This is a genomic window from Streptomyces sp. NPDC101194, from assembly GCF_044767885.1.
GTDB lineage: Bacteria > Actinomycetota > Actinomycetes > Streptomycetales > Streptomycetaceae > Streptomyces.
On record NZ_JBIWOS010000002.1, the window covers coordinates 573,761 to 587,183 of the forward strand.

At 70.5% G+C, this 13,423-nt stretch carries 14 protein-coding genes; 7 read left to right on the forward strand and 7 right to left on the reverse strand.

Annotated elements, in window-relative coordinates; all coding sequences use genetic code 11:
* Positions 1-28 precede the first annotated feature (28 nt).
* The gene (locus ACIRP2_RS09390; RefSeq protein ID WP_404248111.1) at positions 29-394 is read left to right on the forward strand and encodes a YciI family protein; all 366 of its coding nucleotides are present in this window, start codon (positions 29-31) and stop codon (positions 392-394) included.
* Positions 395-435: 41 nt separating this feature from the next.
* A complete protein-coding gene (locus ACIRP2_RS09395; protein ID WP_404248113.1) occupies positions 436-1,707 on the forward strand; it encodes an RNA polymerase sigma factor in 1,272 nt (423 codons plus the stop codon).
* A 158-nt stretch (positions 1,708-1,865) separates the two neighbouring features.
* Here ACIRP2_RS09395 and ACIRP2_RS09400 read toward each other — a convergent pair whose 3' ends face one another.
* Positions 1,866-2,486, reverse strand: coding sequence for a class I SAM-dependent methyltransferase (locus tag ACIRP2_RS09400; protein ID WP_404248115.1), 621 nt, complete (start codon positions 2,484-2,486; stop codon positions 1,866-1,868).
* 95 nt (positions 2,487-2,581) lie between these two features.
* On the opposite strand from ACIRP2_RS09400, the gene ACIRP2_RS09405 reads away from it, so the two are divergent.
* Complete coding sequence (locus ACIRP2_RS09405) at positions 2,582-3,247, forward strand: hypothetical protein (RefSeq protein WP_404248117.1); 666 nt, start codon at positions 2,582-2,584, stop codon at positions 3,245-3,247.
* A gap of 52 nt (positions 3,248-3,299) precedes the next feature.
* Entirely contained in the window at positions 3,300-3,665 is a 366-nt protein-coding gene (locus tag ACIRP2_RS09410; RefSeq protein ID WP_404248119.1) for a hypothetical protein, read from the forward strand.
* A gap of 16 nt (positions 3,666-3,681) precedes the next feature.
* Here ACIRP2_RS09410 and ACIRP2_RS09415 read toward each other — a convergent pair whose 3' ends face one another.
* On the reverse strand, positions 3,682-4,944 hold the full coding sequence (locus ACIRP2_RS09415; RefSeq protein ID WP_404248121.1) for a methyltransferase domain-containing protein: 1,263 nt from the start codon (positions 4,942-4,944) through the stop codon (positions 3,682-3,684).
* Positions 4,945-5,059: 115 nt separating this feature from the next.
* Here ACIRP2_RS09415 and ACIRP2_RS09420 point away from each other — a divergent pair, with 115 nt between their 5' ends.
* Positions 5,060-6,010, forward strand: a complete 951-nt coding sequence (locus ACIRP2_RS09420; protein ID WP_404248123.1) for a polysaccharide deacetylase family protein — start codon at positions 5,060-5,062, stop codon at positions 6,008-6,010.
* A gap of 211 nt (positions 6,011-6,221) precedes the next feature.
* On the opposite strand, the gene ACIRP2_RS09425 is transcribed toward ACIRP2_RS09420, so the two are convergent.
* Positions 6,222-6,704: a DUF6234 family protein gene (locus tag ACIRP2_RS09425; protein ID WP_404248125.1), complete on the reverse strand. Its 483-nt coding sequence runs from the start codon at positions 6,702-6,704 to the stop codon at positions 6,222-6,224.
* A gap of 328 nt (positions 6,705-7,032) precedes the next feature.
* On the opposite strand from ACIRP2_RS09425, the gene groES reads away from it, so the two are divergent.
* Complete coding sequence (gene groES, locus ACIRP2_RS09430) at positions 7,033-7,341, forward strand: co-chaperone GroES (protein WP_093540722.1); 309 nt, start codon at positions 7,033-7,035, stop codon at positions 7,339-7,341.
* Between the two features lie 100 nt (positions 7,342-7,441).
* The gene (gene groL, locus ACIRP2_RS09435; protein ID WP_351077925.1) at positions 7,442-9,070 is read left to right on the forward strand and encodes a chaperonin GroEL; all 1,629 of its coding nucleotides are present in this window, start codon (positions 7,442-7,444) and stop codon (positions 9,068-9,070) included.
* A 171-nt stretch (positions 9,071-9,241) separates the two neighbouring features.
* Here the strand turns inward: groL and ACIRP2_RS09440 are convergent, their stop codons facing one another.
* From ACIRP2_RS09440 to ACIRP2_RS09455, 4 genes are read right to left on the reverse strand one after another with little or no spacing between them, the layout of a single operon-like run.
* The gene (locus ACIRP2_RS09440) at positions 9,242-10,270 is read right to left on the reverse strand and encodes a hydroxyacid dehydrogenase (RefSeq protein ID WP_404248128.1); all 1,029 of its coding nucleotides are present in this window, start codon (positions 10,268-10,270) and stop codon (positions 9,242-9,244) included.
* Between the two features lie 32 nt (positions 10,271-10,302).
* Positions 10,303-11,157, reverse strand: a complete 855-nt coding sequence (locus ACIRP2_RS09445) for a carbohydrate ABC transporter permease (RefSeq protein ID WP_404248130.1) — start codon at positions 11,155-11,157, stop codon at positions 10,303-10,305.
* Entirely contained in the window at positions 11,154-12,047 is an 894-nt protein-coding gene (locus ACIRP2_RS09450) for a carbohydrate ABC transporter permease (RefSeq protein ID WP_404248132.1), read from the reverse strand. Before ACIRP2_RS09450 ends, ACIRP2_RS09445 begins: the two co-directional genes overlap by 4 nt.
* Positions 12,047-13,375 carry an ABC transporter substrate-binding protein gene (locus tag ACIRP2_RS09455; RefSeq protein WP_404248134.1) on the reverse strand — a complete coding sequence of 443 codons (1,329 nt, stop codon included), beginning with the start codon at positions 13,373-13,375 and terminating at the stop codon, positions 12,047-12,049. The genes ACIRP2_RS09450 and ACIRP2_RS09455 overlap by 1 nt, the downstream gene beginning before the upstream one ends.
* Between the last annotated feature and the right edge of the window lie 48 nt (positions 13,376-13,423).

Sequence of the window (13,423 nt, forward strand, 5' to 3'; positions counted from 1 at the left end):
CCCCGTCCCTTCCGACCGAGGAGTCACCATGCCCCGTTTCATGTCGCTGATCCGCATCGACGAGCAGAGCCTCCACTCCGAGACCCCGGGCCCCGAGTTCGAGAAGCGCATGGGCGCCCTGTTCGAGGAGATCACCAAGGCCGGGGTCATGCTGGACACGGCCGGACTCACCCCGACCTCCCAGGGCACCAGGGTCACCTGGTCCGGCGGCAGGCTCAGCTGCACCGACGGCCCCTTCACCGAGACCAAGGAGGTCGTCGGCGGCTACGCCATCCTCCAGGTCAAGGACAAGGCCGAAGCCCTGGAATGGACCAAGCGGTTCCTGCAGATCCACCCGGAGAGCTGGACCGTCACCTCCGAGGTCCGCCAGATCGACGAGGCTCCCGGCGTCTGACCCGCCCGGTTTGCCGCGTCCCCGTACCGCTGCTCTGATGGGTGACCGTGACGGCAGCAAGTGCGAGGACGGCGGTCGAGGCGGTCTTCAGGATCGAGTCCGCGCGGATCATCGCAGGTGTCGCCCGCATCGTGCGGGACGTGGGCATCGCCGAGGAACTCGCGCAGGACGCCCTGGTGGCCGCGCTGGAACAGTGGCCGGAGTCAGGTGTCCCGGACCGGCCGGGCGCCTGGCTCATGGCCACCGCCAGACACCGCGCGATCGATCTCGTACGCCGCAAGGAGACGTACGCGCGCAAGCTCGCCGAGGTGGGGCGGACCCTGGAGGACGTGCCACCGCCCGAGCCCGCGGAAGCGGACGACATCGACGACGATCTGCTCCGGCTGATCTTCACCGCCTGCCATCCGGTGCTGTCCACCGAGGCCCGGATCGCCCTCACCCTGCGGCTGCTCGGCGGCCTCACCACCGAAGAGATCGCCCGCGCGTTCCTGGCCCCCGAGCCGACCGTCGCCCAGCGCATCGTCCGGGCGAAACGGACCCTGGGCCGGGAGGGCGTCCCCTTCGAGGTGCCGTACGGACCCGAGCGTGCCGCCCGCCTCGCCTCCGTGCTCGACGTCATCTACCTGATCTTCAACGAGGGGTACGCCGCGACCGCGGGCGACGACTGGCTGCGGCCGGCGCTGTGCGAGGACGCGCTGCGGCTGGCCCGGGTGCTGGCCGCCCTGATGGAACGGGAGCCGGAGGTCCACGGCCTGGCGGCGCTGCTGGAGCTCCAGGCCTCGCGCACCGCCGCCAGGACCGGGCCGGACGGCGCGCCGGTGCTGCTGGCCGACCAGAACCGGGCCCGCTGGGACCATCTGCTGATCCGGCGCGGCGTCGCGGCCCTGGAACGGGCCGTGGCGGCGACGGAGCAGGGTGCCGGGCTCGGTCCGTACACCGTGCAGGCGGCGATCGCCGCCTGCCACGCACGGGCGGTGACGTACGAGGACACGGACTGGGGCACCATCGCCGCCCTCTACGACCGCCTCGCCGCGATCGCGCCGTCCCCGGTCGTCGAGCTCAACCGGGCCGTCGCGGTCTCGATGGCCGAGGGCCCCGCGGCCGGCCTCGCCCTGGCCGACGCCCTGGCCGCCGACCCGGCGCTCAGGAGCTACCACCTGCTGCCCAGCGTCCGAGGGGACCTGCTGGCCAGGATGGGCCGCACGGACGAGGCACGGGCGGAGTTCGTGCGGGCGGCCGGACTGACCCGCAACGCACGCGAACGCGAACTGCTCCTGGACCGCGCCGCCCATCCGGAGCGCGCCGGGCGATGAGTTCCGGGCGCCGCGCCGGTCCACTCCACCCCGCAGGGCCCCGGGCACCGGGGCGATCCGGCTGTCGGCGGACTGTGCGACGCAGACTGTGCGACGCGGGACGGGTGGACGGCGCGTGCCCCGGGCGCACCGGGGGCGGCAGCCCGTTCCCGGCCCGGTCAGGGGGCGGCGACCCCCATCGCGTCGGCCGCCATCGGCTTCGGGGCGCCCTTCGCGTAGAACACCTCGAGATCGACGATCGTGAACCCCGCGGCCGTCAGCATCTCGGGGATGGACCGGGTCAGATGGCACCCGCCGAAGAGCCGTCGCTCCAGTGGATCGAGGCGGCGCTGCCAGCGGCGTACGTCCTCGTCCTTCTCCGGCGCCAGCCCGTGCTCCAGGAAGTGCAGGGTCGCGCCGGGCTTGAGGACCCGCCGCACCTCGCGCAGCGCCGCGTCGGCGTCGGGGATGGTGCACAGCGCCCACGTCGAGAGGGCACCGTCGAAGGTGTTGTCCTCGAACGGCAGGTACTGACTGTCCAGGCAGGCGCGCCGCACCAGGGCGTGCCCCGCGTCGATGCGGTCCCGGGCCAGCTTCCAGCCGAGATCGGACGGCTCGACCGCGGCCACGTCGGTGACGGCCTCCGGGTAGAACGGGACGTTGTGCCCGGAGCCGAACCCGATCTCGATGATCTCGCCGTACAGGCCTTCGCAGACCCGGCGCCGCAGCGGCTCGACCGCCTTGGAGCGGCCGGCGGCATCGGCGATCCGGGGCACGATCCGTTCGGCATAGAACCCCATCGTGAACCTCCGTGTGTCGCTTTCCAGCATGGCACCCCGGCGGCCCCGACGCACCGTGCCGTCGGCAGGTGTCCACGGTCGATAGGGTCTGGCCCATGTTCAGCCGCGCACAACTGCCGCCGCCCCCACCGCCCGTGGAGATACGTTCCTGGCCCGACCGTGAGGCGCTGCTCACCGACCGGGCCGTGGTGCTGGGGGAGTTGGTGAAGAGGCACCTCTCACCGGGGCGGCTGGTGACGCTGTGGCTGTGGGGGGCGCTCTGCGCGGTCGGCTGGTCGCTGGTGAGCGCGGCGCTCATCACGTTCGAGGAGACCTACGACATCTTCAGCGCCGTGCTCGCCGTGATCCTCGCCGGAATGGGCGCCTGTTGCGCGGTGCCCGCGGTCGTCCTCGTCGTCATCGGACTGCGCCACGACCTCGACATCCGCCGACTGCTCGACGCCTGGGGCGGGTTGGACCGCGATCCGGTGCGCGACGCGCGTTTGAGGATGCCGGGCGTCAGTCTCGTCTGGTTGCTGTTGTCCTTCGCGCTGTGCGTGCTCGGGCTGTACACCTGCATCGCGGTCCCGGCGACCGACGAGGCGGTCCGGGGCGGTTTCGGCCTCGCCGCCCTGGTCATGGGACTCGGGACGATCTGCTGGCTCGTCGGACTGATCGGCGTCACCAAGGCCTTCGCCCACCGCCGTTGGGTGCTGCGAGTACTGGTCGGGGCGTCCTCCCCGGAGCCGCTGTTCTCCGCCGGGGGCGGTGCACACCGCTGAGCCGGACCTATCCTGGCCGGACACATGAGTCACGCAGGGGGAGGAGTGTCACATGGAGTGGTACTGGTGGGTGCTCATCATCTTCTGGACGGGCGGCTTCGGATGGGCCGTCGACAACGTCCGTACCGCACTGCGCAACCGGCACAGCCGCAAGCTGGAACTGCTGGAGGCGGCCAGGCAGGAGCGGCTGGCCGTCGAAGCGGCCCACAAGCCGCCGGAGCCGGTCTGCGGCTGCACGCACCATCTCGCCAAGCACGACAAGCAGGGCAGGTGCCATGAGCGGGTCGAGGTGCCGACGGCCTGGGACGAGGCCAAGAAGCCGGTCCGTTTCGAGGCCGGTCAGTGCAACTGCCAGCAGTACGTGGGTCCTCAGCCACTCTCCCAGGTGTACGCCGAGGACCTGACCGACCTGGCCTGACGGCCGTCCCCGCCGGTCAGGCGGGACCGGTCAGCGGGTGGCCGATCAGCATCGTCGGCGCTCCGGCCACCCGGGTCAGGAAGACCGTCGCCGCGTTCGGCCCCTGGAGCTTCATCCTGCGGCGCAGCTCCTCCGGCTCGACGGCCGAGCCACGCTTCTTCACCGTCAGGACGCCGACCTTCCGCTCCCTCAGCAGCGCCTTCAGCCGCTTCATGTGGAACGGCAGCCGGTCGGTGATCTCGTACCCGGTGGTGTACGGGGAGTCGTACGGCTCGTCGCTCGTGACGTACGCGATGGTCTCGTCGATCAGGCGGCCGTCGCACCGCGCCACGATGTCGGCGACCAGATGGGCGCGGATGACGGCGCCGTCCGGCTCGTACAGATAGCGGCCGACCGGGCCGACGGGCGGGGCGGGCAGCGGGGCCGGGGACCACAGCGCGGCGCCGGCCGGCAGCACGGTGGCGCGGTACGAACCGGCCGTGAAGCCCTCACCGAACCAGAGCACCGCCTCCTTCACGTCGCCGCCGTCCGAGATCCACTCGGCCTCGGCACGTGCCGGGATCGCCTCGTGCGGGATGCCGGGGGCGATCTTCAGCGCGGCGCGCGGGGCCCCGAGCGCCGCGCCGGTCGCCCAGGAGAGCGGCGGCGAGTACGCCTCGGGGTCGAAGATCCTGCCCCTGCCGCCGCGCCGCGCCGGATCGACGAAGACCGCGTCGTACGGCGAGGTGTCGATCCCGGTGACATCGGCGCGGCGCACCTCGATCAGACCGTCCAGGCCGAGCGCGGCGGCGTTGGCACGGGCCACCTCGGCGGTCAGCGGATCGCGGTCCACGGCCAGGACCGAGATGCCCGCCCGCGCGAGCGCGATCGCGTCGCCGCCGATCCCGCAGCAGAGGTCGGCGACGCTGCGCACTCCCGCCTCCACGAACCGCCGCGCGCGATGGGTGGCCACCGAGGTACGGGTCGCCTGCTCGACGCCGTTCGGCGTGAAGAACATCCGGTACGCGTCCTCGGCGCCGAATTTCGCCACCGCCCGCTGCCGCAGCCGCGCCTGTCCCAGCGCGGCGGACACCAGGGCGGCCGGATGGGTGCGGCGCAGCCGGGTGGCGGTGGCGAGCTCCTGGGCGGGGTCGTACGAGCGCAGCCCGTCCAGCAGCGCCGCGCCCTCCGGCGTGCGCAGGGCCATGAAGGCGGCGAGCGGGTCGGCGGCGTCGGACGGGTCGGGGGCGTCGGACGGGCCGTTCGGGTCGTTCGGGGCGAGAGCGTTCACCCGTCCCATTGTGAGCCAGCCGGGTTGACCGGCGGACCCGGCGGCGGTGTCGGGCTCCTGGGTCCGGAACGGGCTGGCAGTATGCGACTCCGTATGACTTATACGACAAAAGGAAGAATTAGACGTGGAGAGGCGAGAATCAGGCACGTTCGACACCGGCACGCACCGGCCGACCCGCGTGGTCCTGGCCGTACTCCTGCTCGCCGCGATCGGCTCGGGCTGCGCGTCCGGGGCCGGCGGCCGGGGCGACGCGGACACCGGGCACCCGGGCGGTCCCGGACAGAAGGCGGGTCCCGGGCAGCCGGCCGAACTGGGCCGCGCACCCGACGGATCCCATGAGAACGCGAGGCTCGCCCCGGCCGTGCGGGCGGCCCTCGCGAAGAAATGGGGACTGGGCGGGCCACCGCTGGTCGCGCCTTTGCCGCCCGCGGTGAAGCCGCACCTCACCACCCGGGAGGGGTTCGAGGCCGAGGGCGGCGACGACTCGCTGCCGCCGGTGTTCACCACCGTCCCGACCAAGGACCGGGTCGTCTTCCTGACGATGGACGACGGTTCCGAGAAGGACCCCGAGCTGCTGCGGATGATGGACGAGCTGGACATCCCGTACAGCGCGTTCCTCAGCGACTACGAGGTGAGCGACAACTACGGGTACTTCGGCGAGGCGCAGCGGCTGGGCGTGTCCCTCAACAACCACACGCTCAACCACCCCTATCTGCCCGGCCTCTCCTACAGCGGGCAGAAGCGTGAGATCTGCGACCAGCAGGACATCATCGAGAAGCAGTTCGGCAAGCGTCCGACCCTCTTCCGTCCGCCGTACGGCAACTACGACGGGGACACGCTCCGCATCGCGAAGTCCTGCGGCATCGAGGCCGTGCCGCTCTGGAACGCGGAAGCGTTCCCGGACCACATGGAATGGCGCGAGGGGGACCAGGACCTGCACCCCGGCGACATCATCCTCACGCACTTCCGCGGCCGGAAGGAGTGGGGAGCCGGCATGACCGACCTGGTCCGCGCCGTCATGAAGACCATCACGGACAAGGGGTACGCCGTGGCCCGGCTGGAGGACTACGTATGACAAGGGCGCACCGGCTGCTCGCCGGACTGCTGACAGCGGGTGCGCTGCTGACCGCCACCACCGCGTGCGCACAGTCGGTGGACCCGATCGAACGGCTGGGCCGCAAGGCCGCGCAGAAGATGACCCGGCCGCGGCCGACGCCCCAGGCCGGCCCGCGAGCGCGTCCGCGCGGCGCTCACGGGGCGCCGCGGTCGCTGGTCGTCGCCTGCCCTCAGCCGCCGGAGTCCAGGCACTCGTGGTCGTCGCCGCCGCTGAGGCACTGGTGGCCGGGCCGTCCGGGGTCGTACGAGGGGGCGGGGGCCGGTGCCGGGTGCGAGCGGCGGTAGTCCTCGTGCCCGGTCTGCACCGTGACCAGGCACAGCAGCAGTGCGGCCAGGACCTGGATCCCACCCGCCCAGGGCCAGTTCGAGCGGATCAGGACCACGGCGAACAGGGAGACCACCGCGGCGAACCCGCCGAAGACGAGGGCCGGCGTCCAGTCCATGGGCGGCGGACCGGTTGCCTCCCGGCCGTCGAGGTCCAGTCGCGAGACCGTCAGGGAGTAGGCGGCGACCGCGCAGATCAGCCCTTCCAGGGCCACCAGCAGCAGACCGAGCAGCACGTCGAGACAGCCGTTGACGGTGCGCGAGTGGTGCCGCGCGGTCGAGGGGCGGGGCGAGGGCGGGGCCGGCGGGCCGTACGGAGATCCGGGCACGCCATCACGGTCGTACGGAACGGATCGGTCCGTCCCCGCGTTGTCCTCAAGGTGTCCGGACCGTTGCCCGGACTGGTGTGCGGTCCGCCGCGCGGGGGTGGCGAGCTGCGGGGGCGGGCAGGGGTCTCGGCACGCCACGACTGGCTGAATTGGCACTCCGCTTGACCGAGTGCTAATCCCGGTCATAGTCTCGGTGCTGGCACTCACCACTGGAGAGTGCCAGCAGTACTGCGCGACTGGCAGGTCCGGCACCCGCGACGACGGATCCACCTGGTCGCCACCCAAAGACTCTTAACCCCGTGAGATCTCCGAAGGGGGAGACCGGATCGTGTCGACCGCCAGCACCAAGGTTGCGATCAAGCCGCTCGAGGACCGCATTGTGGTCCAGCCGCTCGACGCCGAGCAGACCACGGCCTCCGGCCTGGTCATTCCGGACACCGCCAAGGAGAAGCCCCAGGAGGGCGTCGTCCTGGCCGTGGGCCCGGGCCGCTTCGAGAACGGCGAGCGCCTTCCGCTCGACGTCAAGACCGGCGACGTCGTTCTGTACAGCAAGTACGGCGGCACCGAGGTGAAGTACAACGGCGAGGAGTACCTCGTCCTCTCGGCTCGCGACGTTCTCGCGATCATCGAGAAGTAATTCACCCACGTTTGCTTCTGTTCTGCGCCCCTGGCCCCCTGCGAACTAACCAGCCGGGCGGTCGGGGGCGCAGTTCATTTGAGAGGAAAGCTCAGCTCCCATGGCGAAGATTCTGAAGTTCGACGAGGACGCCCGTCGCGCCCTTGAGCGCGGCGTCAACAAGCTTGCCGACACGGTCAAGGTGACGATCGGCCCCAAGGGCCGCAACGTCGTCATCGACAAGAAGTTCGGCGCTCCCACCATCACCAACGACGGTGTCACCATCGCGCGCGAGGTCGAGCTCGACGACCCGTACGAGAACCTCGGCGCCCAGCTGGTGAAGGAAGTGGCGACCAAGACCAACGACGTCGCGGGTGACGGTACGACCACCGCCACCGTGCTGGCCCAGGCGCTCGTCCGCGAGGGTCTGCGCAACGTCGCCGCGGGTGCTTCCCCGGCCGCCCTGAAGAAGGGCATCGACGCCGCGGTCAAGGCCGTGTCCGAGGAGCTCCTCGCGACCGCCCGTCCGATCGACGACAAGACCGACATCGCCGCCGTCGCCGCGCTCTCCGCGCAGGACCCGCAGGTCGGCGAGCTCATCGCGGACGCGATGGACAAGGTCGGCAAGGACGGTGTCATCACCGTCGAGGAGTCCAACACCTTCGGTCTGGACCTCGACTTCACCGAGGGCATGGCCTTCGACAAGGGCTACCTGTCCCCGTACATGGTGACCGACCAGGAGCGCATGGAGGCCGTCCTCGACGACCCGTACATCCTGATCCACCAGGGCAAGATCGGCTCGATCCAGGAGCTGCTCCCGCTGCTGGAGAAGGTCATCCAGGCCGGTGGCTCCAAGCCGCTGCTGATCATCGCCGAGGACGTCGAGGGCGAGGCGCTGTCGACCCTCGTCGTCAACAAGATCCGCGGCACCTTCAACGCCGTCGCGGTGAAGGCCCCGGGCTTCGGTGACCGCCGCAAGGCCATGCTCGGCGACATCGCCACCCTCACCGGTGCGACCGTCATCGCCGAGGAGGTCGGCCTCAAGCTCGACCAGGCCGGTCTGGACGTGCTGGGCACCGCCCGCCGCGTCACCGTCTCCAAGGACGACACGACGATCGTGGACGGCGGCGGCGAGCCCGGCGACGTCAAGGGCCGGGTCAACCAGATCAAGGCCGAGATCGAGGCCACGGACTCCGACTGGGACCGCGAGAAGCTCCAGGAGCGCCTCGCGAAGCTGGCCGGCGGCGTGTGCGTGATCCGTGTCGGTGCCGCCACCGAGGTGGAGCTGAAGGAGAAGAAGCACCGTCTGGAGGACGCCATCTCCGCGACCCGCGCCGCGGTCGAGGAGGGCATCGTCTCCGGTGGTGGCTCCGCCATCGTCCACGCCGTCAAGGTCCTCGACGGCAACCTCGGCAAGACGGGCGACGAGGCCACCGGTGTCGCGGTCGTGCGCCGCGCCGCGGTCGAGCCGCTGCGCTGGATCGCCGAGAACGCGGGCCTCGAGGGTTACGTCATCACCTCGAAGGTCGCCGAGCTCGACAAGGGCCAGGGCTTCAACGCCGCGACCGGCGAGTACGGCGACCTGGTGAAGGCCGGCGTCATCGACCCGGTCAAGGTCACCCGCTCCGCGCTGGAGAACGCCGCGTCCATCGCGTCGCTGCTGCTGACGACCGAGACGCTGGTCGTCGAGAAGCCGGCCGAGGAAGAGGCCGAGGCCGGTCACGGCCACGGTCACGGCCACTCGCACTAGCGCCCCTTCCGGCGACGGTCGCCCCGTCGACCGTCGCCGGTCACGGCACCGGCGTGCAGCACCACAGGCACCGAGGCCCGGTACCCCGTCGCGGGGTACCGGGCCTCGGTGTGTGCGGCGCCCCGGGCCGGGGACGCCGCAGGGGAGGTGCGGGCAGGGACGGAGCCCGCGTCAGGCCGAGTGCGGCAGCGCCTCCGGCAGCACCGGGTCCGCGAAGGGCAGACCCTGTACGTACCGTTCCGTCTCGTCCAGCGCCTGGTCGGCCATCCGGTGCAGTTCGCCGCCCAGCGAACCCGCGACGTGCGGCGTGAGCAGTACATTCGGCAGGTCGTACAACGGCGAGTGCGCGGGCGGGAGTTCGGGTTCCGTCACATCCAGCACCGCGTGCAGCCGACCGGCCGTCAGCTCGGGCAGCAGCGCCTCCTCGTCGACCAGCGAACCCCGCGCCGTGTTGATCAGCGTCGTCCCGGTCGCCATGGCCGACAGCTGAGCCGCGCCGATCAGATGACGCGTCTGAGGAAGCTGCGGCGCGTGCACCGAAACGACCGAACTGCTCGCGCACAGCTCGTCGAGCGAGGTGAGCCGTACACCGAGCCGCGCCGCCTCCGGACCGTCCACGTACGGGTCGTACAGCAGGACGTCCAGATCGAAGGGGCGCAGCAGTTCGATCACGCGCCGGCCGATGCGGGAGGCGCCGATGATGCCGACCGTGCGGCGGTAGTTGCCCCAGCCGTCGAGTTCCGCGAGCCAGTCGTGGTCGGCGCGCAGGGTGCGGTAGCGGTCCGCGGAGTGCAGGACCCGCTTGCCCGCGAAGAGGATCGCGGCAAGGGTGAATTCGGCGACGGGCAGCGCGTTGGCCCCGGCCGCCGTGGTGACGGCGAGCCCGCGCTCCCAGCAGGCGTCGGTGATGTGGTGCTTCACGGAACCCGCCGCGTGCACCACGGCGCGCAGCCGGGGCGCGGCCGACAGCACCTCGGCGGTGAGCGGGGTCGCGCCCCAGCAGGTGAACAGCACCTCGGCCTCGGCCAGCGCGGCGGCCACCTCGGGCGTCGGGTCGGCCAGGTCGTGGGCGACGAGGTACGGGTCGGTGCGGGTGAGGGCGGCCAGCCGGGCGCGATGGCGGTCGGCGAGCAGGCGGTCGGCGACGCCGGGGCCCATCGCGAGCAGGGCCGTCGGCCGGTTGTCGGTGGCGTGGGACATGGTGGAACTCGTACTCCTCAGGGCTCGCGCGGTCACTTGACGCTGCCGGCGGTCAGACCGGCCTTCCAGTGCCGCTGCAGCGAGACGAAGGCGACGATCAGGGGGATGACGGCGAGGAGCGAGCCGGTGACGACGAGCGGATAGAAGCTCGGCTCGCCATGAGTGTTGGTGTTCCAGGAGTACAGACCGAGGCTCAGTGGGAAGAGCTTGCGGTCCGAGAGCATCACGAGGGGGAGGAAGAAGTTGTTCCAGATCGCGGTGAACTGGAAGAGGAAGACGGTCACGAAGCCCGGCATGACCATGCGCAGCCCGATGGACCAGAAGACGCGCAGCTCGCCGGCCCCGTCGATACGGGCGGCCTCCAGGGCCTCGTTCGGTATGTAGCCGGTGCTGAACACCCGGGCGAGATACACGCCGAACGGGTTGACCAGCACCGGGATCAGCACGGACCAGTAGGTGTTGACCAGGCCGGTCTTGGAGGCCAGGAGATACATCGGCAGGGCGAGCGCCGTGGTGGGGACGAGCACGCCCATCAGCACGAGGCCGAACAGCTTCTCCTTGCCCCGGAATTCGTACTTGTCGAAGGCGTACCCCGCGGCGACGCAGATCAGCGAGCAGACGATCGCCCCGCCGCCCGCGTAGAGAAGGCTGTTGAGGTACCAGCGGAAGTAGATCCCGTCGCCGTAGGAGGCCAGGTTCGACAGGTTCTCGCCGAGGTTGAAGCCCTCGAAGGAGAACGCGTTGCCCGCGAGCAGACCGCCGGTGTCCTTCGTGGCGGCGGTGACCAGCCAGACGAGGGGGAAGAGCATGTAGACGACGGCGAGCACAAGGAAGCCGTTGACCGCGGTCTTCGACATCCAGCGGCCGCGGGAGGCGGGGGAGTTCATGCTTTCTTGCCCTTCCGGCCGGTGAAGCGGGTGACGACGAAGGACAGCAGCGCGGCCGTGAGCGCCAGCAGGATGGAGGCTGCCGCGGCGAGACCGTAGTCGTTGCGTTCGAAGGCCGCGGTGTACGCGTACATGTTCGGCGTCCAGGTGGAGGTGACGGCGGAGCCGGTTCCCTTGTTGAGGATCAGCGGCTCGGTGAAGAGCTGGAGCGAGCCGATGACCGTGAACAGCGCGACCATCACGACCGAGGCGCGGATCAGCGGAACCTTGATGCTGAGCGCGACGCGCCAGGCACCGGCCCCGTCGACCGTCGCCGCTTCGAGCACGGAGCGGTCGATCGCCTGCAACGCGGCGTAGAAGATCACCATGTTGTAGCCGAGCCACTCCCACAGGGCGATGTTGACGATGGAGGGAAGGGCGCCTTCGGGGGAGAAGAAGTCGAAGCCGATCCCGCCGGACTCCATGGCGCTGACCACCGGGCTGAGCTGCGGTGTGTAGAGGTACACCCAGATCAGCGCGGCGATGATGCCGGGCACGGCGTGCGGCAGGAAGAGCGCCAGCTGGAAGAACCGGCGGGCACGGGCCAGCGCGGAGTCCAGCAGCAGGGCGAGGGCGAGGGCTCCGATGAGCAGCAGCGGAATGTAGAACAGGCAGTATCCGAGGAGTACCCCGAAGCCCTCGCGGAACGCCCGGTCGCCCAGGGCCGCCGTGTAGTTGTCGAGTCCGCTGAAGACGGTCTCGGTGCCACCGAAGCCCAGGCCGGACTGTTTCTCGGTGAACAGGCTGAGCCAGACCGCGTATCCGATCGGCAGCACCATGGCCACGGTGAACAGTACGAAGAAGGGCCCCAGCAGGATGGCGGCGGCTCTGGTCGTCCGGGCGCGCTTCATCAGCCTGCGTCCTCGACCTTCAGACCGCGCTTCTTCAGCTCGGCGACCGTGGCGTCGTGCCCGGCCTTCACGGCGTCCTTGATGGTGGTGCCGCCGCTCGCGACCTTGCCGAACTGGTCCTTCATGGTGGTGTTCGTGGTGCCGGTCGTCGGGCCCCAGTTCCAGTTCTGGCCGATCGACGTCGCGGCGCCCTCGAACACCTGGTAGATGTCCTCGCCGCCGTAGAATCCGGCGTCGAAGGACTTCTTGGCCACCGGGCGCAGGGCGGACGCGGCCGGGAAGGCGCTCGAAGTGCCGGACTCGATGCGGGCCTTGATGCCTTCCTCGGTGGTCGACATCCAGGTGGCGAACTCGACCGCGGCCTCGGCCTTCTTGCTGGTCTTGGTCACCGCGAAGGTGGAGCCGCCGAGCATGCCGCTGGCGGGCTTGCCGTCCCAGCTGGGCATCGGGGCGACGGCCCACTTGCCGCTCTGCTCGGGCAGCGTGCCCTTGAGGACGCCCGCGCCCCAGGCGGCGCCGAGGTAGCCGACGGTGCCGCCGTTCTTGAGCGAGTTGGTCCACTCGGGGCTGAACGAGGCGTTGGCGCGGATCAGGTCGTCGTCGAGCAGGCCCTGCCAGTAGTCGGCGACCTTGTTGGTGGCCGCGTCGGCGGTGCTGACCTTCCAGGTGTCGCCCTCGGGCTTGTACCACTGGGCGCCCGCCTGCCAGGCCATCGCCTGGAACGTGGTCGGGTCGTCGGGGAAGAAGGTGCCGATGCGGGCGTTCTTGTCGGCCTTCTTCACCTTCTCGGCGGCCTTGCGGAAGTCGGCCCAGGTCTTGGGGACCTCGACGCCGTACTTCTCGAACAGGTCCTTGCGGTAGTAGAAGGACTGCGGGGAGGCGTCGAACGGGACGGCCCAGTTCTTGCCGCCCAGTGTGGTCAGTTCGACCGCCTGCGGCAGCAGCTTCTTCCGGATGTCTTCGGTGAAGTACTGGCCGATGTCCTGGAGCGCGCCCTGGCTGACGTACTCCGGGAGCTGCGGGTACTCGATGGAGACCAGGTCCGGCGCGTTGCCCGCCTTCACCGCGTTGGAGATCTTGGCGTAGCCGCCCGCGTTGCCGGACGGGATCTCCTCGTACACCACCTTGATGTTCTTGTGCGAGGCGTTGAACGCGTCGACGACCTCCTTGGACCCCTTGGCCCAGCCCCAGAAGGTGATGCTGACGGGCTTGCCGTCGCTTCCGGCGGCGGCATCGCCGTCGCCGCTGCCGCCACAGGCCGTGAGAACGGCGAGGGCGGTGGCGGCGCCGACTACGGCGAGGGACGTTCTGCTCGAACTGCGGCTCACAGCGAGGCTCCTGAACAGGCGACGACATTGGCGTTGGCCGTGATCCTT